A 21,293-nucleotide genomic window follows, 5' to 3' on the forward strand; every position below is an offset into this window, starting at 1 on the left:
TGGCCCGGAACGTAGATACGTGCATTCCGCCTGTGCGGCCCCCTCCACCCTGGTTTTCTTCTTGTGAACGAGCCCACCTACCTGATCGTCATTGGTACCTCAGCCGGCGGCATGCCGGCCCTCACCGAGCTGGTATCGCAGCTTTCCCATACCCTGCCCGCCGCCGTCATGGTGGTCCAGCACCTGGCCCCCGATTCGTCCGGCATTCACCTCGTCAACCGCCTCGCCAACCACACCGACCTGTACTGTCACCTGGCCTCGCCGGAGCTGCCCATCGAGAACGGCCATCTGTACCTGGCCCCCGCCGACCGCCACCTGCTCGTGCGCGACGGGCGGATGCTGGTCACCAAGGGTCCGCGCGAAAATCACTACCGCCCCGCCGCCGACGCGCTGTTCCGCTCGGCCGCTGCGGCCTACGGCTCCCGCGTCATTGGCGTGGTGCTGACCGGTATGCTCCACGACGGCACCTCCGGCCTGGAGTTCGTCAAGCGCTGCGGCGGCCTGGCCGTGGTGCAGGACCCGCACGAGGCCGAGTTTTCCAGCATGCCCGAAAGCGCGCTGCGCAACGTGGACATCGACTACGTAGTGCCCCTGCACGAGCTGGGGCCCCTGCTCACCCGACTTGTTAACCAGCCCATCCGGGACCCGAAACCCGTGCCGGAGGACATAAAAATGGAGGCCGCCATTGCGGAGCGCGTTGTGGGAACCATCACGGAAGTAGATAAACTAGGCACCCTGGTCGCTATGACCTGCCCCGACTGCGGGGGCAACCTCTGGCAGGTGAAGCACGGCAAGCTGCTGCGCTACCGCTGTCACACCGGCCACGCCTTCTCGGCCGACGCCCTGCTCAAAAACCACCAGGAAACCCTGGAGGAAACGCTGTGGGTGGCGTTGCGCATGATGGAGGAGCGCAAGAACCTGCTCACCAGCATGGCCGTGCGCGGCGAAGGCGCCTGGTCGATTCAGCAGGAGGAGCGCACCGAGGAAATCAAGAAGCACATCAACCGCCTGCGCGAGTTCCTGCTCAACGGCATGCCCAGCAGCACCCCGGCCGAAACGACGCCGGACGAGGGGTAGCCCGCGTACCCCGCACCGCCCGCTACCTTACCGGCATGAAACGGTCCGCCTTTCCGCTGCTCCTGCTGCTGCTCAGCTCCTGCGAGTACTTCGACTACCGGGTGCTCACGGTCAATAAGCTCGCCAGCCGGGTGGCCGTAGCGGCGGAGCCGGACACCGTGCCTACCTACCCGAGCCCCGGGCAAAAAGAGTTTTTCCTGCGCACGGCCATTGCCAGCGGCGACAGCCTGGCTTTGATGCAGCCGGGTAAGTACGGGTGGCCGCAGTACCTGGCCGGCAGCCGCAACCACCAGCTGCACCTGTTTATCTACCCGGTCGACTCCATTCTCCGCTACGGCCACATGGACAGCGTAATCCGGCACCGGGCCTACAAGCGGCTGACGATTGACGGGGCGGAGCTGCAACAGGCCAACTGGCGGGTACTCCTGCGCTGACGCTGGCCGGGCTGCGGCTCCGTATTTCTACCCCATCCCGATTCAGTAGCCCGCCCCGGGCAAATCGGTAGTTACCCGGTCAAAGCCGGCCCGAACCGGGCGTAACTTGCAAGACGAAAGGAAGTTCCGCCGCTGCCCGCCGCCGGCGACACGCTTCCCCCGGAACTGCTCCGGCTTTTGTGCTCCGTTACGCCCTGCTTATGCCCGCAACGCTACTCACGCCCCATCACCTCTACGAAGCCGGTTTCCGCAGCTGCCCGCAGCCGCCTTCCTGCTGGGCGAAGTCGCTGCACGTGTACGCCCGGCGCCTGCGCCGGGGCATGGCCTACGTGCTCTGCCCCGACCACCCCACGGCCCGCGTCGAGGCCTTCGTGGGCGACTGGCGGCAGCCCGAGGTGTACTACAGCAGCCCCGCCGCCGCGGCCGGCTACCTGCTGGGCCTGCTCACCCAGGAGTAGGCCTGGGCCGGCTGCTGTTCCCGGCAAAAGCCAAAATTCCATTTTTAAGTCAGAAGCCCCTTTGCTGGAAGGGAGTTGCGACCTTCAAGCCATCTACTCCCTATCTCCCCGCCATCCCCGGGCCGACCACTCTATTAGAAAAGTTCAATCTACCGAGCAAGCCCGGGCTAGCTTAGCACATGATTAGGGCATGGACATGCAGCGCAGGTGGCGCATCAAGCCAGGAACGAATCAGCTCGGGTGCTGATGTAATCAGGCACCAGGCGGTCATGCTGAGCCCAGGCGGACGATAGATCAAGCATGACGTTCTGACGGCGGGATTCCCAGCCCCCGCTTACGCCCGCACCCGGTCCTGCTTGCTCAGCCGCGCCGCCAGGCCGGCCGTCAGCTCCCGCTGCTTAAACGAAAAGGGAAACGCCAGCCCCGAGCGCAGGGCCCGCAGCGTGACTTCGGCACAGGCCACGGCGTCGCTCAGGGCATCGTGGTGGTTGAGGGGCAGGCCGAAGTAGTCGGCCAGGTGGTTGAGGCGGTGCCGCTCCAAATGGGGCCAGGCGGCTTTGGCGAGCTTCACCGAGCACATGCAGTGGAATAGCGGCACCGGCAGGCCGAAGTCGCGGCAGCTGTGCTCGAGCACGCTCACGTCGAACGCCGAGTTGTGGGCTACCACGAGCTGCTCGTGCAGGTGGGGCCGCAGCACCTCCCACACCTCGGCCAGTGTTGGCGCCCCGTGCAGGTCGGCCTCGGCAATGCCGTGCACGCTGTAGTTGATGCCCGACACCCGCACCTGCCGGGGCCGCAGCAGGGTCTGGTAGGTATCGGTTATCTGCCCCTCCCGGACCTGCACCACGCCGATGGCGCAGGCGCTGGACCGCAGCTCGTTGGCGGTTTCAAAGTCGATGGCCGTAAAGCTGTGCGTGGCCAGGGCCCGGGTAATTGCTGCTTCCATTGCCTTAAAGGTAAGGCCCGAAGCCGCTTGACCTGCACCCGGCCACCGGAAAAGCCCACCGGCCTCCCCCGCCGCCTCACGACCCGCCCGATCAGGAAAGACAGCCGCAACGGCACCATGCCTCAGAACATCAGGCGCGTGATGCGCGTGCCGAAGCCCCTGCTGCGCTGAGCCGTTCACTGGCTGAAAGGCAGGAACCGGCAACAGGCCCGGACCACTACCGCCGGTCTTCCCGGCCGCCTTCCGGGACTGGCCCGCGCCCCACTCGCCAGTGATACGCGCGGACCAATCGGAAAAGGGGCGGCCGTCCACCGTTCAGAAGCCGCCCGGCACCGACAGGACGGAGCCTGTTTTGCCGAAGCCAAGGTAGGGCACGCCCCGGCCCGCGACTATCCGTGCCAGTGGGTATTTTCTTCTCCGTGCCAGCACGGAGAAGCTGAACGTCAGGATCCATGACTTGCTTTTTTGGCTAGCTTGCCGCCGGGCCCGCCTTTCCGGCCCCGGCCCCGAAACCAATTGGCCCCGCGGCGGCTTTCCTACTATTCCCCATCCCTGTTTCGATGAAATTACTGTACAGCTACCTCCGCAACTACTGGGGCCTGCTGGCGCTGGCTTTGCTGCTGGCGGCCATCAACCAGATATTTTCCCTGCTCGACCCCTACATCTTCCGGCAGATTATCGACAAGCACGTCACGCCGTCGCTGAGCAGCCCGCTGCGCCCTTCCTTCTCGGCCTTCCTGGCTAGCGGGGCGGGCATCCTGATTCTGCAGGCCATGGGCGTGGCCATGGTCAGCCGCATTGCCAAAAACTTCCAGGACTACTTCGTCAACGTCATCACCCAGCGCCTGGGCGCGCAGATGTACTCCGACGGGCTGCGCCACTCCCTGGACCTGCCCTACCAGGTATTTGAGGACCAGCGCTCGGGCGAGACCCTAGGCAAGCTCCAGAAGGTGCGCTCCGACGTGGAGAAGATTGTGGCCATGTTCGTCAACGTGCTGTTCACCTCGGTCGTGGGCATCATCTTCGTGATGTGGTACGCGGCCACGGTATACTGGCCCATCGCGCCGGCCTACTTCCTCACCATCCCGATTCTGGGCTTTATCAGCTCCCAGCTCAGCAAGCGCATCAAGGTGGTGCAGAAAACCATCGTGGCCGAAACCACCGCCCTGGCCGGCTCCACCACCGAAAGCCTGCGCAACATCGAGCTGGTGAAAAGCCTGGGGCTGGCCCAGCAGGAAACCGAGCGGCTGAACGCCACCACCGACAAGATCCTGAAGCTGGAGCTGAAAAAGGTGCGCTACATCCGCTCCCTGAGCTTCGTGCAGGGCACCTTCGTCAACTTCCTGCGCAGCGTGATTCTGTTTATGATGCTGTTCCTGGTGGTGCAGCACAAGATTACGGTGGGTGAGTTCTTTTCTCTTTTCATCTACTCCTTTGCCATCTTCGGGCCTTTGCAGGAGCTGGGCAACATCATCAACGTGTACCGCGAAACCGAAGTGTCCCTGGCCAACTTCCAGCAGATTCTCGACACCCCGCGCGACATGAAGCCCACCCAGCCCCAGGCCGTCGAGCACATCCGGGAGCTGGCGTTCGAGCAGGTAGGCTTCCGGCACCTGTCGGCCAGCCAGCCGGCATTGACCAACATCTCGTTTCGCACGGAGCTGGGCCAGACCATTGCCTTCGTGGGGCCGTCGGGCTCGGGCAAGACCACGCTCGTTAAGCTGCTGGTGGGCCTCTACCCGCCCCTGAGCGGGCAGATACTCTACAACGGCATACCCAGCTCCAGCATCGACCTCGACCAGCTGCGGGAGCAGATTGGCTTCGTCACCCAGGACACCCAGCTGTTTGCCGGTACCATCCGCGAAAACCTTTTGTTCGTGGCGCCCAAAGCCACCGACGAGGAGTGCCTGCAGGCCCTGCACCAGGCCGCTGCCGACACGCTGCTGGCCCGCGCCCCCCAGGGCCTCGACACCGTTATCGGCGAAGGCGGCGTGAAGGTATCGGGCGGCGAAAAGCAGCGCCTCAGCATTGCCCGCGCCCTGCTGCGCCGCCCCACCCTGCTCGTGTTCGACGAAGCCACCTCGGCCCTCGACTCGCTCACGGAAGAGGAAATCGGCAAGACCGTGCGGGAGCTTTCCGGTTCCCGCCAGCACATGACCATCCTGATTGCCCACCGCCTGAGCACCATCCTGCACGCCGACTGCATCTTCGTGCTGGAGCGCGGGCAGATTGCCGAGCAGGGCCGCCACCAGGAGCTGCTCGACCAGAAAGGGCTCTACTACGCCATGTGGCGCCAGCAGATCGGCGAACGAACCAGTACCGATGCGGCCCCCGGCCCCCGGAAGCTTGCCAAGGCCTAGGCACCGGTTGCCCTTAAGCAGAAACGTCCTGCCGGCACGTGCCGGCAGGACGTTTCTGCTTTGAGAGCCTGTTCGACCCCGGGCACCTATCCGTGCCCGCAGCAGCGGCTTCGCTATTTCTTTACAAGCCGCCCGCGCAGCACTTTCGCCCCATCGGTCCACTCTACCAGGTAGAGGCCGGGGTGCAGGCTGCTCACCTCCACTTCCGGCCGGGCAGCGCTAAGCGAAGCCCGCAAAACGATGCGACCGGCCAGGTCGTGGAAAGTCAGCTGTCCGTCGGCAGCCGGAGCCAGCACCCGCAGCTTGTCGGTGGCCGGGTTTGGAAACAGCGCCAGGCTGGCCAGCGCATCCCCGCTGACCACGGCTACTTCCGAGTAGGCCGTGCGCCCGTCGGCGTCTGCCTGCCGCAGCCGGTAGTAGCGGCTTCCACTTAGGGAGGCCGGGTCTACAAACTCGTAGCTGCGCCGGGAGCGGCTGCTGCCCGCAGCCTTCACCCGCCCTATTTCCTGCCAGGCCTCAACCGTCAGCGAGGCCGATGTCTCCACGGCGAAATAGTCACTGTTGACTTCACTGGCCGTAGCCCAGGTTACCCGCGTCCCGCGGCCCGGCTCGTAGGCAGCCGCAAATGCCACCAGCTCCACGGGCAGCGGGTTGTTGCAGGTAACCGGAATAGCGGCGGCAAGAGGCGGACTGAACGTGGCCGGAAAGGCGGCCGCACACGGATTTGTGGTGCTGAACGTAAACACGTCGGTGCCGCCGGCAATGTCGCTGTCCGGATCAAGGACGCGCTTGTTCTCCGCTTGGGCTACCGAGAAGTGCATTACCGCCGGTGGGTCGATGAGGTGGGTGAGCTGGGTGCCGTGCCCAAGCTCGTGCAGGGCTACGGTTTCGAAGTCGTACTGCGTGCCCGTAGCGAGGGCCGGACCATATTGCCAGTTCGTTCTGTCATTGAAGATGTAGTCCATCTCCGTAAGCGAAAAGGCCACGACGCCCCCGATGGAGCAGCCCGAGTAGTAGGAACGGGTGATTCCAAGCACCCCGCTCGGAACTTCCGCCACGGGGCCAAACCGCACTTCATTGATAGTATTGCCGGTACCAGGCGACGTCGGATCGTTGACGCCCGATACTACCCGGCGCAGACGGGTGGCGCAGGTCCAGGTAGCCAGGCTCCGCTCAAACGAAGCCGTGGCCCCGGCCACAGCCACGAAACCAGAGCTGTACTGCAGGGTGTAGCCGCCCTGCCCGTCGTCGTTCACGAGGCGAGGGCGGCTGGGGGTGGTGCCGCCCGAGGCCAGGACGTTTATCAGAGCATACGTTACGGTAAGGCTGCTGGGGCTGTTGCCGGTTTCCTGCTCATTGTTGGTTACCCGGAAAAGGCCGGTGCCGGCCGTGTTACCCGTGCCGGTCGAGACGCTCCCGTTTACAATCAGGGAAGGCACCCGAAGCTGAATCTGGGTATCAGACCACAGCACGTAGTCGGTGGGATTGGCGTTGATGTAAGTGGCGCCGCCGTTGTCAGAATTGGGGAAGCTCACCCGTCCGTTGCCTTGGGTTGCCCCGAAGTTGCTGCCGTTGATGGTCAGTACAGAGCCGGTGCCGGCCGTGATGGCCTGGGGTGAGAACGACGTAACCACTGGCTGAGCCGTTGGCTGGGCCCGGGCTGCGGGGGTGGCTTCCAGCCGGGCGTTGGGGCGCACGCGTCGCGCAGTCTGACCGGTCAGCCGCTCCAACGCCGGATACAGGCCAGCGCTGATAGAGGGGTAGCGCGTGAAGGGCTCGGCCGCCGTGCGTGTCGTCAGGTCGTAGCGAATCACGCCCTGGGGGCCGGCTTCCAGCCGAAACAGCCCCGGCAGCCCGCTTGCCGGATCGGCAGCGAGCAGGAATACACCCTGCTCACCCTGCTGAAGGCCAGCCGCGCTGCTTACTTCCTGCCGGATCATTCCCAGCGTACCGCCGGGCTCGGCCAGTCGTACGCCGCCGGCGGGGAGCTCGCCCTGAAATACTTTGAACACGGTCAGCTCACTTACCGTGAACAGGTTACCGCCCCGGCCACTCACTACCTGCTGCGGGCCAATGCTGGCTTCCACGATCAGGGAGGCCGCCGCTACCCGCTCGGGCAAGGGAACGGGCCGGAGCATACAGCTTTTCTGCGCCAGGGCCGGCTTCCCGATCAGCAGCAGAATCAGCAGCACGGGCAGGCATCGCTGGCAACCGGCGGCAGGAACGAAAAGTCGGGTTATTCTCATTGCGAAAAGGTATAAATCAGGTCATGCTGACAAACCAAAATAGCGCTTAGCACCCGGGACCCATGCCTTATAAAGCCCGTTAATTTCCGGCAGAAAGAGCACGAAAAACCCGGCTTCCGCGTTGACAGATATGAAGAGTACACGAAGTCTGAAACAGCCTGAAGGTTGAGTTTTTGGCCGAGTTCTTGAATTACGTCTTGTGTTTCAATAAGGATATTCAAATGTCTCAGAACCGCATCTTCCGCCGTACCTCAGGTCTGCTGCTCGCGGCCTGGCTCTTTCTTTCCGGCACCTCGTCTGCTCAGTCAGGCACCCGCGACATGGTGCGCGAAATCACCGACGTGGTAGGCCTGAAGCCCAGCTTCGAGCTGCGTGCTACCACCGAAGTAGAAAATGCCGCCGCCGTGGTGTACCAGGGCAAGCGGTACCTGCTGTACAACCCGCAGTTTCTGGCGGCAGTAAACCGCGCCGGCCGTACCGACTGGGGTGGCATCAGCATTCTGGCCCACGAAATGGGCCACCACCTCAACGGCCATACGCTCCGCCCCGGTGGCTCCCAGCCCGCGGATGAGCTGGAAGCCGACGAGTTCTCGGGCTTCGTGCTGCGCAAGATGGGCGCCAGCCTGGCTGAGTCCCAGGCCGCCATGGCTGTCGTCTCCGATGATGGGGGTTCGGCCACGCACCCCGGCCGGACGGTCCGCCTCCAGGCTATCGGGGAAGGCTGGCAGCGCGCCAACTCCCAGATTGCGGCCAGCAACCGCACTTCGGCTCCTTCCGCCACCCCGGTCGCCCTGGCTTCCCGCCCCGAAGCCCGGCCTGTTGCCGCCAATGCCGCAGCTGACCGCGTGGTAGGTACGCTGATCTTCCGGGAGAATCCGGCCGAGCGGTACTACCTGACCAAGAGCCTGAACGTAGTGCGCCTGCAGCCTAACTCCCGCAACGCTGAAATCGTGGGCCGGGTAAAGCGCTCCAGCAACGAGGACTTTCCGTTCGTGCTCGTCGACGGCCAGGACCGCCACCTCTACATCAGCTCCAACGGGGCCGTGTTCAACAACCGGGGCAAACAGGTAGGCATGCTCACCGACCCCTCCTAACACCCTTCAGTACTACCCGATCTGCAGAAAGCCGGCTCCCGAGGGGCCGGCTTCTTTGTTGCAACTATTTTCCAAGTTTGCAGCGCGAAGCGGGTGCTTCGCGCTGCAAACCTGCTTCCTGCTATGCCCTCCTATCCGTTCCTGCTGGTCGACGCCTTTACTGAATCTGCCCTGGGTGGTAATCCGTGCGCCGTGGTGCTCGATGCCGACGACCTGGACGCGGACACCATGCAGCGGCTGGCCCGGGAGTTTAACCAGTCGGAAACGGCCTTTGTGCGCCGCTCGGCGGTTGCGGAGTTTGGGGTGCGCTACTTCACCCCGGCGGAAGAGATTCCGCTGGCGGGCCACCCCACCATTGCCACGGTAGCCGCGCTGGTACACACCGGCCGGCTGCCCCTTGCCGGTGCCCGCACCACTCTGCAGCTCGAGCTGCTGCACGGCCCCATCCGGGTCGACGTGCTGGCGGCCACTGCGGGCCGGCCTTTACAGGTAGTCATGACCCAGCGTCGGCCGCAGTTCGGCTCCCTGCACGACCCGGCCGTGGTGATGCCGCTGTTTGGCCTTACGCCCGACGACCTGTATCCCGGCTCGGCTATTCAGACCGTCAGCACCGGTACACCCCAGCTGATAGTGCTGCTGCGCGACCACGCTGCCTTGCGCCGGGCCCAGCTAACGGAGCCTGGCGCCTTTGCCCGCTACCGGGCCGGGAGCGACTTTTTCAGCCCTCACCTCTTCTGCCTGGGGGGCGCTACGGAGGCCGGCCACACCTTTGCGCGCCACTTCGGCACCCCGCCCGACACGGCTGAAGACCCGGTTACGGGTTCGGCGACGGGCGGCATGGCGGCCTACTTGTGGCATTACGGCCACCTCGGCTCGCCTGACTTCGTGGCGGAGCAGGGACACTGGATGGGCCGGCCAGGCACGGTGCAGGTCAGCATTGCCGGCCCGCGGGAAGCTATGGAGTCGGTGCAGATAGGGGGGCCGGCCGTGGTGCTGGTGCAGGGGCAGCTGGAACTGTAAGAACCCGCGCCAGAGCCAGCTAAATCGGTATTTGCTGCAACGGATCAGCTGCGTTTGCTGTTATCAGTTTGCTCCGGCCTGCGGGGCCGATTTTGCCACTCTGATCTGATTCCGTGCCCGAATTACCCGAAGTTGAAACCTACCGCCGCTTTATCAATGAGCTGGCCGTGGGCCAAACCATTGCCGCCGTTCAGGTAAACGATGCCCACGTGCTGGCCACGCCCGAAGACCAGCTTCGGGCCGGCCTGCTGGGCCGCACCATCACGGGTACCAGCCGCCTGGGCAAGAACTGCTTTCTGGAGCTCGACAACGGCCGGGTGCTGGTACTGCATTTCGGCATGACCGGCGACGTGAGCGCCTACCGCGACGAGCCCGATACTCCGCGCTTTACCCGCGTAGCCCTGCACCTGGAGGATTCGGGCCTGCGCCTGGCGTTTATCGACCCGCGCAAGTTTGGTCGCATCCGTCTGGCCGACAGCGTAGCCGCCCATCAGCAGGCCAAGAAGCTGGGTACCGATGCGCTGGACATTACGGCCGCCGAGCTGCAGCAGAAGCTGGCCCGGCGCAAAACCCTGCTCAAGCCCCTTTTGCTCGATCAGGGCATTACCGCCGGGCTCGGCAACTGGATTGTGGACGAGGTACTGTTCCAGGCCCGGATTCACCCTGAGCGGCTGGGCGCGTCCCTTTCGGACAAGGAGTTCAAGGCCCTTCACGCCGCTATTCAGCTGGTGCTCAGCACGGCCATCAACCAGGAAGCTACCTACCGGCAGTTTCCGTCTTCGTTTCTGATTCATGCCCGGGAGTGGGACACCTCAGCCACACCGACCAGTGGCGACGCGCACACGTTCTGCCCCCGCCACAGCAAGGTCAGGATCGAGAAGTACTACGTGGGCGGCCGGGCTACCTACACCTGCTCCCGGTGCCAGCCCCACCCACACCCGTGATTGGGAAGCTGACCCGACAAGAAAAAAGCCCCGCTTTCCAGCGGGGCTTTTTTTTAGGAGACGTGTAGCCGTTTGGCTTGGGTCCGGCAGTGAAGCCAGCGGTTAGAAACCGCTTACGTTCAGGCGGCCACCCGTCACGCACTTTCCGGCCAGGGAAGGCGTCGGCACGGCACTACCCAGAACAGCACTCTTGATCTGCTCAGCTGTAGCACCCGGGTGGGTGGAGGCATAGAGCGCAACGCCACCCGTCACATGGGGCGTTGCCATCGAGGTGCCGTTATAGGAAGAGTAGGTGTTGTAGGCTGTGGTCGAGTAAATGCCCGAGCCCGGAGCCCCGATGTCCACCGTTGTAGCACCGTAGTTTGAGAATGATGACTTGGCGCCGGTATTGGTAATGGCGGCCACGGCAATTACGTTGGGCAGGTTCAGGTTTGAAGGAAAGCTGGCCGTTACATCATTGTCGTCGCCCACGCCGTCGCTGCCGCCGTTACCGGCCGCGGCTACAAACAGGATATTCTGGGTGTTGGCCCGGCTAACCGCATCCGAGAGAGCCTGGGAGAAGCCGCCGCCGCCCCAGGAGTTGTTGCTGGCAACCAGGTTCATGCCATGACGGGACTTCAGGTCGTTCAGGTAGTCTACTGCCTTCACCGCGTTGGCCGTTGTACCACCGCGGCGGCCCAGGAACTTGCAGGAAATCATAGTTGCATTCCACGTCACGCCTACCACGCCGGTGCCGTTGCTCTTGGCTCCGATGGTGCCGGCTACGTGTGTGCCGTGGTCATCGAGGTCACCGCGGGAGCCGCCGTCGTAGACAGAGTTATTGTTGCCGTCGAAATCCCAGCCGTGGATGTCATCAATGTAGCCATTACCATCATTGTCAACACCATCGGCCGGGTCGTAGGGGTTTGTCCAGATTTGACCGGCGAGGTCCGGGTGGTTAAACTGCACACCTTCGTCAATGATGCCCAGTACCACCGAGGCCGAGCCGGTGTGACCGGCCGCCCATGCTTCGGCAGCCTGGCTGCCATACTGGTTGGCCGGCGTGGAAGCATCCCCGTACATGCCCCACAGCGAGCCGTTGGCGAAGTAAGTGTCGGTGGAAGCAGCGGCGTGGGTGTAGATCCAGTTTGGCTCGGCGTAAACGATTTCTTCGCCTTTCATCAGCGATACTGCCTCCAGGGCTGCCAGGGGGGTGCGCACAAGATGTAAACCTTCTTCGTCTCCGGCACGTACCATTGCTTTGGTCAGAATTCTTTCGGCAACCTCGCCTTTGATCCGGGCCAAAGCATTAGAACGGGCCTGATCGGAAGCTCCGGCCTTGAATTTTACCAGAATCTCATTGGCAACGTAATTCTTACCCGGTACTCCGGCGAGTTCGACAGACTGGCTTTCTGCGGTAGGTCCCCCACCAGGAGCCTCCGTGATTTTGTCGCAACCTGTAAGGACCAGGGCCGCCAGAGCGCTTACGCCGAGCAAAGCCTTACCAGCTCCGAAAATGTACTTTTTCTGCATGGGAAGTGAATTGAAGAGTGAGAAGGTTGTGTGATTTGGTTTTGCTAAAAGTAGGATTTTTTTTTATTCAACAAACAAAAAAGTAAATATTTTTTTGTTTAATTGCACTTTTTATATATATAAATGCGATTCTGGTTACGACTACGTCGCACCTCACGCGAGGCGGAGCAACAATACATTATAGGACAATTCAAATCAGCTACATGAAACTACCCTTCCCCTGGACTGGCAGCCTGCTGCTGACCACAGAGCCAGCTTTGTTCGGCCCAGCAGCAATTCATCTGGTGGGTAGCGCTGTTATTAAGCACACCCGGCTGCCAGCCAGCAGTCACTGACTTTGTTTCCTGCAGGCACTGAAACTCCCGCTGCCTTAGTAACATTGAAAACTACTACGTGGGCGGCCGGGCTACCTACACCTGTGCCCGGTGCCAGCCCTAACCGACTGGGGCGTCGGAACAGACCCGCCAGCCCCAGGCAGGATCCGAAACCAATCAACAAAACCAGCAGGAAGCTTAGCAGAAAGTCCTTGCCGGTTTCCTTACGCCCCGTCAGCGCCAGCACCATCCAGGCCAGCAGGCACAGGAAGCAGTGCAGGGCAATGAACAACGCATTCAGCAGCACACTGCCAAGTCCGTCGGTACTGAGCCAGTGGGTTAGCACTGAGTACACCAGCAGCACCAGCAGATTTAGCAGCAGAACAGGACCGGTTGGAGACTTGGAATCAGCCATCAGACGAGGAGACATTGGCGCATGGTGCCCCGGCTCAGGTGAGTGGCGCAGTCGCCGAAGCCAATGAGAAAGACCAGAAAGGCCGCCAGCAAAAAACGGCTGGTTTTTTGGTTCCCATCGGACAAGCCTAGCAGAAAAAGAACAAGGCAGGGAAGCGCCAGTAAAAACAGAAACGTAAAGATTCCGGACCTGTTACCGAGCAGCTGCCGGACTATACGCAAGACCAACCTGATGCCCCGGTTCACCGGCAGAATCAGCACTGTGCAGCTTTTGGGTAGAGTTGGCGTTTCTATCTGAGGGTTATAAGCCAGCCAGAGGAAGTACAGGAAGCCTTCTGATAGTTCAGGGCTTTGGGCCTGGTAGGACCTCAGTTTTGAATACCAAGGCCGTTGCGGGCGCACATTCCAAACCCAATTAACAAGGCAACCAGGAACAGAAGCACGACCATAATGCACCCGGCCCGGCAGCCACTTATTTCCTCCGGTTTGTTGAGCTGGGCGGATGGGCCGTTTGCGTCGACAGGTTCCATAGTGCAGATCAGATAAAGTCGACCCGCTCGGTGCGCAGCTCTTCCAGGCGGGCCAGCTTCTCGGCGTCGCGGTAAAAGATGTTCATCGTCTCAAACGGAATTATCTTGAGGTCTTTGCTCACGATATGGACGCAGGACTTCTTAATGGCCCGCACGTCGAAATTCCAGGCGTCCATAAACTGCAGGATGATGACGCGGAACAGGTTCTCGTAGCTCAGGTTGGGCGCCTGCACCTGGGGCAGGCAGCACAAGAGCTGGTTGAGGTCGGGCACCACGGTGTCTACGGTGTTGGCGGTGCTGAACAGGCGCAGCAGGTGCTGGCGCAGGCGCGGGTCCCGCTCGTAGACGATGGTGTTGCCGGCGCTGGTGAGCAGGTCGGCCGGGTCGATGTAGCGGGTGAGCGGGTACACCTCCCCTTCCAGCTTCAGAGCGTAGGCCATGGCCAAGGCGTCGGGGTTGCAAGGCACCGGCAGCAGGTCCTGGGCCGTGAACACCGGGCTCTGGTCGATGATGCCCTGCCGCACCTCGGTCAGAGAAAACGAGTCGGTTTCGGGGTTGAAGTTCTGCAGGCGGCCCGCGGCCTGGGTGGGCTGAAACGTGACGCCCCGCACGCAGCGCTGCTGCAGGGCAAAGTCGATGATGCGGCCCATCTCGTCGTCGTTCAGCCCTTTCTGCAGGGTCACGACCAGGGTGGTGCTCAGGTTGTACTTGTTGAGGTGCTCCAGGGCCTTGAGGCGGACGTCGCGCAGGTCGCGGCCCCGCATCTGCAGCAGTACGTTTTCGCGGAAGGAATCAAACTGCAGGTACACCTCGAAGGCACCGGCGTAGGTGGCCAGCCGGGCTACGAACTCCTCGTCTTTGGCCAGACGCACGCCGTTGGTGTTCACCATCAGGTGCTTGATGGGCTTGCGCTTGCACATGTCCAGAATCTCCCAGAACTGCGGGTGAAGCGTGGGTTCCCCGCCGGAAATCTGCACCACGTCGGGCTCGCCTTCGTTGAGCACCAGCACGTCAATCATGGCCTCGACTTCCTCGAGGGTGCGGTGCCGGCCGTGGTGGGGGCTGCTTTCGGCGTAGCAGGTCGGGCAGGTCAGGTTGCAGCGGTCCGTGATTTCAATGACGGTCAGGCAGCTGTGCTGCTCGTGGTCGGCGCACAGGCCGCAGTCGTAGGGGCAGCCGTAGTGGGTGGCAGTGTTGAAGCGGCGAGGCGTTTCGCTGGGCTTCACGTAGTTGCGGATGCTTTTGTAGTACTCGATGTCGGTGGCAATGAGCACCTTCTGCCGCCCGTGCTCGGGGCAGCGCTTGAGCATGTACACGCCTCCGTCCTGGAAGACGATTTTGGCCTCGATGCGCCGCAGGCAATGCGGACAGAGGCTGAGGGTAAAGTCGTAGTAGGTATAAGGACGCTCGGGCATAGTGGGAAACTAGTTAACGGCCGGAATGTAAAGCTAAAAGGGCGGTAAGAGCACCCGGTGCCGACGCTTTTTAAGGATGGCACCCGAATGTGCGTCCACCGTCAGTACCTGCTGCATGGGCGTATCATCAGCTGAATAGCGCGTGTTCGTAACCGTCCAGACCAAGGAGTTGAGTTGCGGCCGGTAAGTCAGAGCGCGGGTGGCATACAACCGCCGGGCGGAGTCGGCTACCAGTTGTAGGCCGGAGTTGCGGGCCAGCTTTTGCAGCCTTGACAGCGCAATCAGCTTCGCCTTTCCCGGCTTGTCTACGATGTCCGGCAGCGTGATTTCCTCTACCACCCTTCCCGCGGCATCCAGGCCAATCTGCGCCACATAGCTCCCGATTCCGGCGGGTTCGTCGCGCAACGTGAAGCACAGGTAGTAACTGCACACCACCCACCGCCGGGCAGTCTTCTCCGCGGCGTCAATTTCGGCCAGCTTCTCGAGGTCTATCCTCCGCCCTCCTGCCGGCACAAGCCGGGCGTAGAACGCCGGGCCGAGGCGCTTTACCAGATGGTCGCGCAACCGGCGCTGTATGCTATCCGGCAACTCCGAAAGCCCGTGGATCGGGGTTTCGACCCGTGGGTCGAGGTAAGCCAGTGAGCAGTAGCCGTAGGTTAGCCCGGGCTTTGATAAAACCGAGTTTACAGCACCCTGAGCCCGGGCAGTCGGGCCTTCAAGGCAGCAGGCCAGCAGCAACGCGACCAGTGCCTTATAACGGCTCATGTTGTTTCCGACAATCCGCAAAGGCAAGGGCTGTAGATCGAGTTACTGTCTTACGCATTGAAGGGGAACCAAGAAAGCTGGTTTGATCCCGCCCCCTGGAAAATTCAAGGTATGAAGATGCAAACAAGATTTTCTATATCGCCCCGCAGTTGATAATAACATGCGTGGGCCACTTCCTATTTGGAATGATTCGCTTGCTTCCGGATAAGCCACCGGTAGCGGTTACGCTCTTTCTTCATGGTGAAGTGTCCGGCCAAGGTCAAAATCCTGGATACGGACGCTCCACCGGATGTAGTCCACGACTCAAACGGGATGCTTTTGTTGAAATAGTAGCTTCTGCGCTTTAAATCAAGCAGCTGGTCTACATCAGCAACAAAGCCCTGCACCAGACCCGCCTCTTTCACGCCTTCCTGGATACTGGGCGTCCAATATGATTTAAGATAATACGTATCGTTTTTGAGGGTTTCCAGGATATAGGTGACCCCATCAAACCCTTCCTTCCAGCCTGAAATCTTTTCCTCACTCGGAAGGGCATCCAGTTGCCTGCTTAGATAAGCCAAGTAGAGCTGCCGGCACGCAGCTGAGTCCACTGCTTCTTTGATAATGAAATACCGACCGGTTTCTTCTTCGCCCGATGGTACCCTTTCTTTTACCCATTGGGTAAGGCTGCCTTGATACCCCGACTGCTTGGGCCAGATGTCTATTATTGCTTCACCCTTCCAAAGGCGCAGGTAAAAGGGTTGAGAACCTGCCGCAACATCGTTCAACTCCAGTTCGTCTTCACGACTCAGGACGTGAGTGCGCCAGAAGTTTTCCGCTTGACCCGGCCTGACTTCAACGTGTATGGCTCTTTGCGCCACTATGGAATGACTACTTAGCAAACTCAGGGCAACCAGTAGCTCTTTCATCAGTCCGTCTTTCCCGAATCGTACGCGTGCCGTTGCTTCTGGGAAGACTGGGCACCAGATTCCGCAATTTGGCTGTTCGTGCCTCTGAATATGCTTCGAACCCACAGCCACCCGTAATACCCCAGCCCCGCCACGCAGGCCCACTGAATGGCAGTAAGTCCCCAGCCGGCCGGGGCCGGGGTAGGCTTGATGAACTCGACCACCAGCCGGAATACCAGGTAAGCGGCCAGAAACAGCTCAAACCGCCGACCGTCGGGCAAGGAGCCCCGGCGCTCCAGCCGCCACAGCAATGCGCCCAGCAGAAGCAGAAAGCCGATTTCGTAGAGGTTGGTTGGATGACGGGGCACACCGTCGCCGAAGTCAGTGCCCCAGGGCAGGGTGGTGGCCGCGCCGTAGGTACCGTCTTCGAGCCCGCTCAGGTGGCAGCCCAACCGGCCCAGCACCATCGCCAATATCAGCGGATACACCATCAGGTCGCCCGAAGAAGCCGTAACGCCCAGGTATTTCTTGATCAGCTCCACGCCGACCAGACCGCCCAGCAGACCGCCGACGATGGTTTTGTTGGTGAAGTAGTACAGGTAGCCTCCGGGCGGATCGGCCAGCAGTTCCGGGTGCTCGAGCAGCCCCAGCACCCGGGAGCCCAGTAGCGCCCCGGCCGCCGCTCCCACGAAGATCCACAGCCGGTGCTCGGTACTGATTTGATCCTGGTCGGGGTTGCGCAGGCGGGTGTAGAGCCGATAGCCCAGCGAATACGCCAGCACCTCAAACACGAGATGCACCGGAAGCAGCACCGGGCCAAGCGGAAGTTGAACAGGAAACGTCAAGAGCGCGAGGTTTCGCGAGGTGAAAACAGGTTTCGCAAGGTATAAAATACAAAGCTCGTCCACGCCTCATGAACGGCACCGCGAAACCTTGCTTCACCTCGCGCTGAAACCTCGCGCCGGCTAACCGACCTTCTTGGTCAGCTCGTTGTTTTCCTTTTCGGCTTTCTGGTTGGCAGCCGTCAGCGGGGAGCGGGTAATGGCCGACTCGCTTTCGTAGCCGTAGCGCCGCTCGTTGCCCAACTCCGAGCCCGGCTCGGGCAGGGCGCGGTTCACCCAGCTCAGCACGTCGGCGGTAGTGCCGGGGAACAGGCCGTGGAAGCCGGACAGCAGCTTGGCCGGCAAGCTCAGAATCACTTCGGCGTCGCCGCGCCGGCAGGCGTGCCAGATCTGCCGGGCCGCCGTTTCCGCGTCCATCGAAATGGCGGGCAGGGAATCGGCCAGCGTAAAGGCGGCGTACTCCTTGCGGTGCTGCCCCTTCACGATGGCATGCCGGGCACTGCCGGTGCGCATCAGCCCCGGGCACACCGTGGTAACCAGAATGCCATGCTGCTTGAGCTCGGTGCGGAAAGCTTCCGACAAGCCCACCAGGGCAAACTTGCTTGCGCTGTAGGGAGCCAGGTGCGGTACGGCCACCTTGCCGCCCACCGAGGCGATGTTCACAATCCGGCCTTCGCCCCGGCGTCGCATGGCCGGCAGCACGGCCTGCATGGCGTGCAGCGGCGCCCAGAAGTGCGTGTCCATTGACTCCTGGTACTCGCGCAGCTCCATGTGGTCAAGGGGGCCGGCGGTGATGATGCCGGCGTTGTTGACCAGCACGTCGATGGGACCGAGCTGCTGCTGCACTTCCGCCACCAGCGTCCGGATTTCCTGCACGTCGGTCAGGTCGCGGGGGAAGGTGAGCACGCGGGCGCCCATGTCCGACAGCTCCTGCCGGGCCCGCTCCAGCTCCTCGGCGTCGCGGGCGCAGATGGCCAGATGGGCGCCTTCGGCGGCAGCGTAGCGGGCCAGCAGCAACCCCAGCCCCCGGGAGCCGCCCGTAATGAGTACCACCTTGCCGGTGAGGTCGTAGTTGCCCCGCCGGTTGTTCCAGACGGTAGCGGCAGCCAGGGCCGCGCCGAGACCGGCGGCCACCAGCCAGTTTTTGCGGATTTCTCGGTTCATATCTCCTTGTAAGGCAAGCTCCGCCGAAAGGTTACGTCAGCCCATGCCGCAGTCGGTAAATAAGGCGCCGGCAGCGGAACCGTTCAACCCGGAATTGCTGTACGTGGCGAAGAAAGTGCCGGTGCGGCTGCGCAGTCGGCAGTGCTTGTGCTTACTTTGGCACCGTTTTTACTTCCCGCCCCCTGGCTGCCCCACCCCGGCGCCCATTTCTTATTGCTGACTACGTTTCTGCCCCATGAAAACTTTCCTGCTGCTTGCGCTGCTGGCTGCTGCCCCGGGCCTGGTGTGCGCCCAGGCTACCACCGTGAAAACCAAGACCAAAACCCCGGCCGGCAGCACCAAAGCCAAAATCACCGTCCCGGCCGCCAAGCCCGCCGAGCCGACCTTCACCGTGGACGAGAATAAGGTGGAAGCCAAGGCGGCGGCCCTTACGGCCAACATGCGTCAGGCCCTGAACCTGACCCCGGCGCAGGTGGAGAAGGTCAACCGCATCAACCAGCTCAGTGTGCGCAACGTGGAGGTAGCCCGGCAGCGCTACCGCGCCAACCTGCCCCAGCTCAACGCCACCATTTCCGATATCGGCCAGTCCCGCCTGTCGATGCTGAAGGACGTGCTCGACCCGGCCCAGTTTGCCAAGTACCAGCGCAAGCGCGAGGAGAAGATGGGCGTGCCCAGCCAGCTCCAGGGCGCAACCGGCAATCCTGCGCCCGGTCTGCCCGTGCGCGGCGAAGAATAGGCTTTCCGACTTCGTGAAAAGCAGCCGGTTCCCGAGCGGGGTCGGCTGCTTTTGCATTTGGGACATGCCCAGGAAAGCAGTGGGCATGGGCCGGCAGCGGCTTTTTGGCAAATTGCGCGTTGTTATTCTACTAACGCTCTTCCGTATGGCTGACCCGCAATCCGGCCCCGACCCGAACACGCTCTACCCCCTGCCCCACCACCGCAAGCTGGTGTTCCTGAAAAACCTGATTACCCGGCCCAACATCCTCGTCGGCGACTACACCTACTACGACGACTTCGATGACCCCGCCGCCTTTGAGCGCAACGTGCTCTACCACTTCGACTTTATCGGGGACAAGCTGATCATCGGCAACTTCTGCGCCCTGGCCTCCGGGGTGAAGTTCATCATGAACGGCGGCAACCACGAAACCGGGCCGGTTTCCACGTTTCCCTTCGCCATCTTCGGCGGGGGCTGGGAAAAGCTGATGGACGGCATGGCACTGACCGACAAGTACCCTTCCAAAGGCGACACGGTGGTGGGCCACGACGTCTGGATCGGGCACGGCGCCACCATCATGCCCGGCGTCCGGATCGGTAACGGCGCCATCGTTGCCACCGGCTCCCTGGTTACGGCCGACGTGCCCGACTACGCCATCGTGGGCGGCAACCCCGCCCGGGTTATCCGTTTTCGCTTCGACGAGCCCACGGTGGCCCGGCTCAACCGCCTGGCGTGGTGGCACTGGGACGCCGAAAAAATCACCCGCTGCCTTTCCCTGATCAACTCCCCCGACCTCGACGCCCTGGAACGCTGCGTCTGACGCGGCTCCGCACCGGCAACATTCCCGGCCGGGTCGCGGTACTACGCAGGCGGCTGTTTCCGTCGCTTTCTTCTGCTACCTGCCAATGCCCGCTTCTGTGCCCCCGCCGCCCCCGGCGCCGACCTCTGCTCCTGCTGCTTCCCCTACCGGTATTTCTGCCCTGCTCGCCCGGGCCGGCATCGACTGGTTTTTGCTGGGGCTGCTGGGCGTGGTGGCGCTGGCCTGGTGGGCACCCGGCCTGGGCAGCAAAGCCAGCCCCGTACCCTGGAAGGTGATTACCACAGTAGGCGTCACGGCAGTGTTCTTCTTCTACGGCCTGCGCCTGAGCTTCGCGAAGCTCAGAGAAGGAATGCGCAACTGGCGCCTGCACGTGGTGGTGCAGCTGGTTACGTTCGGGCTGTTTCCGCTTCTGGCCTTGCTGGTCCGGCCGTTTTTCGGGGCCGACAAGGGCGAGCTGCTCTGGCAGAGCATCTTTTTCCTCTGCACCCTGCCTTCTACGGTCTCTACTTCCGTGGTGATGGTATCGGTCGCCAATGGCAACGTGCCGGCGGCCATCTTCAACGCCAGCATCTCCAGCCTGCTGGGCATCGTGGTAACGCCGCTCTGGCTGGGTTTGCTGCTGCCTACCGCTGCCGCCGGGGCTCCGGTAGGCAGCCTGGTTACGGGCCTGATCTGGCAGGTGGTAGTGCCCGTCACGGCTGGTATGCTGCTGAACCGGCGGTTCGGGGCATTTGCCGAGCGACACCGCCTGCGCCTGCGCACCTTCGACCAGCTCACCATCCTGCTTATCGTGTTCACGGCTTTCTGCGACTCGTTTGCCGAGGGCCTGTTCAGCTCCTTTGCCCCGCTCGACCTGGCCCTGCTGGGTGCCGGCATGGTGGCGCTCTACTACCTGGTGTTTTTCGCCGTCGGGGGCCTGAGCCGCCTGTTGCACTTCGACCGCGACGACCGGATTACGGCGTTGTTCTGCGGGTCCAAGAAGTCGCTGGTGCAGGGCAGCGTCATGGCCAGCCTGCTGTTTCCGGCCTCGCCCGCTACCGGCCTGCTGCTGCTGCCCCTGATGCTTTACCACGCCCTGCAGATTATCCTGGCCAGCGTAATGGCCCAGCGCATGGGCCGGGAAAGCGTGCAGCCCGCCCCGGCGCGGTAGCCGGGAATCCCGGGTCGGCAGTCCGATGCCTTCGGACAGGGCCATTCCTCCCCGCCTTTCTTCAGCACCGCTCAGGCAGAAGCCCCGCGAGCTGCACTAGCGCTGGCCCGGCGGCCGACCACGCCGGTCAGGTACCAGCAGTGCTGCTCATCGGGCCGGCCGTTCCCGGGCTTTTCCCGCCTTTCG

The 21,293-nt window shown here is 62.4% G+C and carries 20 protein-coding genes; 11 read left to right on the forward strand and 9 right to left on the reverse strand.

What is annotated here, in order from left to right; all coding sequences use genetic code 11:
- Positions 1–63 precede the first annotated feature (63 nt).
- The 3 genes from LJY25_RS08520 (at position 64) to LJY25_RS08530 (ending at position 1,969) form a co-directional block, all read left to right on the forward strand.
- Positions 64–1,077, forward strand: a complete 1,014-nt coding sequence (locus LJY25_RS08520) for a chemotaxis protein CheB (protein WP_227607898.1) — start codon at positions 64–66, stop codon at positions 1,075–1,077.
- Between the two features lie 35 nt (positions 1,078–1,112).
- Entirely contained in the window at positions 1,113–1,511 is a 399-nt protein-coding gene (locus LJY25_RS08525) for a hypothetical protein (protein ID WP_227607899.1), read from the forward strand.
- Positions 1,512–1,711: 200 nt separating this feature from the next.
- A complete protein-coding gene (locus LJY25_RS08530) occupies positions 1,712–1,969 on the forward strand; it encodes a hypothetical protein (protein WP_227607900.1) in 258 nt (85 codons plus the stop codon).
- A 334-nt stretch (positions 1,970–2,303) separates the two neighbouring features.
- On the opposite strand, the gene LJY25_RS08535 is transcribed toward LJY25_RS08530, so the two are convergent.
- Positions 2,304–2,915 (reverse strand): 3'-5' exonuclease, encoded by a 612-nt coding sequence (locus LJY25_RS08535; RefSeq protein ID WP_227607901.1) that lies wholly within the window; start codon positions 2,913–2,915, stop codon positions 2,304–2,306.
- Between the two features lie 27 nt (positions 2,916–2,942).
- On the opposite strand from LJY25_RS08535, the gene LJY25_RS08540 reads away from it, so the two are divergent.
- Both LJY25_RS08540 and LJY25_RS08545 read left to right on the forward strand, forming a co-directional pair.
- Positions 2,943–3,086 carry a hypothetical protein gene (locus LJY25_RS08540; RefSeq protein ID WP_227607902.1) on the forward strand — a complete coding sequence of 48 codons (144 nt, stop codon included), beginning with the start codon at positions 2,943–2,945 and terminating at the stop codon, positions 3,084–3,086.
- A gap of 389 nt (positions 3,087–3,475) precedes the next feature.
- Entirely contained in the window at positions 3,476–5,275 is a 1,800-nt protein-coding gene (locus LJY25_RS08545; protein WP_227607903.1) for an ABC transporter ATP-binding protein, read from the forward strand.
- A gap of 113 nt (positions 5,276–5,388) precedes the next feature.
- Here the strand turns inward: LJY25_RS08545 and LJY25_RS08550 are convergent, their stop codons facing one another.
- Entirely contained in the window at positions 5,389–7,521 is a 2,133-nt protein-coding gene (locus LJY25_RS08550) for an IPT/TIG domain-containing protein (protein ID WP_227607904.1), read from the reverse strand.
- 221 nt (positions 7,522–7,742) lie between these two features.
- Here LJY25_RS08550 and LJY25_RS08555 point away from each other — a divergent pair, with 221 nt between their 5' ends.
- The 3 genes from LJY25_RS08555 (at position 7,743) to mutM (ending at position 10,579) form a co-directional block, all read left to right on the forward strand.
- Positions 7,743–8,615: a M48 family metalloprotease gene (locus LJY25_RS08555; RefSeq protein WP_227607905.1), complete on the forward strand. Its 873-nt coding sequence runs from the start codon at positions 7,743–7,745 to the stop codon at positions 8,613–8,615.
- A 123-nt stretch (positions 8,616–8,738) separates the two neighbouring features.
- Positions 8,739–9,635 carry a PhzF family phenazine biosynthesis protein gene (locus tag LJY25_RS08560; protein WP_227607906.1) on the forward strand — a complete coding sequence of 299 codons (897 nt, stop codon included), beginning with the start codon at positions 8,739–8,741 and terminating at the stop codon, positions 9,633–9,635.
- A 113-nt stretch (positions 9,636–9,748) separates the two neighbouring features.
- On the forward strand, positions 9,749–10,579 hold the full coding sequence (gene mutM, locus LJY25_RS08565; protein WP_227607907.1) for a DNA-formamidopyrimidine glycosylase: 831 nt from the start codon (positions 9,749–9,751) through the stop codon (positions 10,577–10,579).
- Between the two features lie 102 nt (positions 10,580–10,681).
- Here the strand turns inward: mutM and LJY25_RS08570 are convergent, their stop codons facing one another.
- The 7 genes from LJY25_RS08570 to LJY25_RS08600 all read right to left on the reverse strand — a co-directional run bounded on the left by LJY25_RS08570 (position 10,682) and on the right by LJY25_RS08600 (position 18,422).
- On the reverse strand, positions 10,682–12,091 hold the full coding sequence (locus tag LJY25_RS08570; RefSeq protein WP_394799955.1) for a S8 family peptidase: 1,410 nt from the start codon (positions 12,089–12,091) through the stop codon (positions 10,682–10,684).
- 300 nt (positions 12,092–12,391) lie between these two features.
- Entirely contained in the window at positions 12,392–12,820 is a 429-nt protein-coding gene (locus LJY25_RS08575) for a hypothetical protein (protein ID WP_227607909.1), read from the reverse strand.
- A gap of 537 nt (positions 12,821–13,357) precedes the next feature.
- Positions 13,358–14,764 carry a radical SAM protein gene (locus LJY25_RS08580; protein WP_227607910.1) on the reverse strand — a complete coding sequence of 469 codons (1,407 nt, stop codon included), beginning with the start codon at positions 14,762–14,764 and terminating at the stop codon, positions 13,358–13,360.
- Between the two features lie 33 nt (positions 14,765–14,797).
- A complete protein-coding gene (locus LJY25_RS08585; RefSeq protein ID WP_227607911.1) occupies positions 14,798–15,529 on the reverse strand; it encodes a hypothetical protein in 732 nt (243 codons plus the stop codon).
- A gap of 176 nt (positions 15,530–15,705) precedes the next feature.
- On the reverse strand, positions 15,706–16,437 hold the full coding sequence (locus LJY25_RS08590) for a hypothetical protein (RefSeq protein WP_227607912.1): 732 nt from the start codon (positions 16,435–16,437) through the stop codon (positions 15,706–15,708).
- Entirely contained in the window at positions 16,437–17,261 is an 825-nt protein-coding gene (locus LJY25_RS08595; protein WP_227607913.1) for a prolipoprotein diacylglyceryl transferase, read from the reverse strand. The genes LJY25_RS08590 and LJY25_RS08595 overlap by 1 nt, the downstream gene beginning before the upstream one ends.
- A gap of 120 nt (positions 17,262–17,381) precedes the next feature.
- Positions 17,382–18,422 carry an SDR family NAD(P)-dependent oxidoreductase gene (locus tag LJY25_RS08600; RefSeq protein ID WP_227607914.1) on the reverse strand — a complete coding sequence of 347 codons (1,041 nt, stop codon included), beginning with the start codon at positions 18,420–18,422 and terminating at the stop codon, positions 17,382–17,384.
- A gap of 235 nt (positions 18,423–18,657) precedes the next feature.
- Here LJY25_RS08600 and LJY25_RS08605 point away from each other — a divergent pair, with 235 nt between their 5' ends.
- From LJY25_RS08605 to LJY25_RS08615, 3 genes are all read left to right on the forward strand, one after another.
- Complete coding sequence (locus tag LJY25_RS08605; RefSeq protein WP_227607915.1) at positions 18,658–19,158, forward strand: hypothetical protein; 501 nt, start codon at positions 18,658–18,660, stop codon at positions 19,156–19,158.
- A 145-nt stretch (positions 19,159–19,303) separates the two neighbouring features.
- Complete coding sequence (locus tag LJY25_RS08610) at positions 19,304–19,957, forward strand: CatB-related O-acetyltransferase (RefSeq protein WP_227607916.1); 654 nt, start codon at positions 19,304–19,306, stop codon at positions 19,955–19,957.
- 85 nt (positions 19,958–20,042) lie between these two features.
- Entirely contained in the window at positions 20,043–21,107 is a 1,065-nt protein-coding gene (locus LJY25_RS08615) for a bile acid:sodium symporter family protein (RefSeq protein WP_227607917.1), read from the forward strand.
- Positions 21,108–21,293 lie beyond the last annotated feature (186 nt).

The organism is Hymenobacter translucens (assembly GCF_020685205.1).
Classification (GTDB): domain Bacteria; phylum Bacteroidota; class Bacteroidia; order Cytophagales; family Hymenobacteraceae; genus Hymenobacter; species Hymenobacter translucens.

Bases quoted from the DNA above. Each gene is read 5' to 3' on its own strand.
- LJY25_RS08525 (WP_227607899.1), top strand. From the start codon at position 1,113: ATGAAACGGTCCGCCTTTCCGCTGCTCCTGCTGCTGCTCAGCTCCTGC.
- LJY25_RS08605 (WP_227607915.1), top strand. From the start codon at position 18,658: ATGAAAACTTTCCTGCTGCTTGCGCTGCTGGCTGCTGCCCCGGGCCTG.
- LJY25_RS08530 (WP_227607900.1), top strand. From the start codon at position 1,712: ATGCCCGCAACGCTACTCACGCCCCATCACCTCTACGAAGCCGGTTTC.
- LJY25_RS08545 (WP_227607903.1), top strand. From the start codon at position 3,476: ATGAAATTACTGTACAGCTACCTCCGCAACTACTGGGGCCTGCTGGCG.
- LJY25_RS08580 (WP_227607910.1), bottom strand. From the start codon at position 14,764: ATGCCCGAGCGTCCTTATACCTACTACGACTTTACCCTCAGCCTCTGT.
- LJY25_RS08610 (WP_227607916.1), top strand. From the start codon at position 19,304: ATGGCTGACCCGCAATCCGGCCCCGACCCGAACACGCTCTACCCCCTG.
- LJY25_RS08600 (WP_227607914.1), bottom strand. From the start codon at position 18,422: ATGAACCGAGAAATCCGCAAAAACTGGCTGGTGGCCGCCGGTCTCGGC.
- LJY25_RS08570 (WP_394799955.1), bottom strand. From the start codon at position 12,091: ATGCAGAAAAAGTACATTTTCGGAGCTGGTAAGGCTTTGCTCGGCGTA.
- LJY25_RS08555 (WP_227607905.1), top strand. From the start codon at position 7,743: ATGTCTCAGAACCGCATCTTCCGCCGTACCTCAGGTCTGCTGCTCGCG.
- LJY25_RS08535 (WP_227607901.1), bottom strand. From the start codon at position 2,915: ATGGAAGCAGCAATTACCCGGGCCCTGGCCACGCACAGCTTTACGGCC.
- LJY25_RS08615 (WP_227607917.1), top strand. From the start codon at position 20,043: ATGCCCGCTTCTGTGCCCCCGCCGCCCCCGGCGCCGACCTCTGCTCCT.
- LJY25_RS08550 (WP_227607904.1), bottom strand. From the start codon at position 7,521: ATGAGAATAACCCGACTTTTCGTTCCTGCCGCCGGTTGCCAGCGATGC.
- LJY25_RS08575 (WP_227607909.1), bottom strand. From the start codon at position 12,820: ATGGCTGATTCCAAGTCTCCAACCGGTCCTGTTCTGCTGCTAAATCTG.
- LJY25_RS08560 (WP_227607906.1), top strand. From the start codon at position 8,739: ATGCCCTCCTATCCGTTCCTGCTGGTCGACGCCTTTACTGAATCTGCC.
- LJY25_RS08585 (WP_227607911.1), bottom strand. From the start codon at position 15,529: ATGAGCCGTTATAAGGCACTGGTCGCGTTGCTGCTGGCCTGCTGCCTT.
- LJY25_RS08590 (WP_227607912.1), bottom strand. From the start codon at position 16,437: ATGAAAGAGCTACTGGTTGCCCTGAGTTTGCTAAGTAGTCATTCCATA.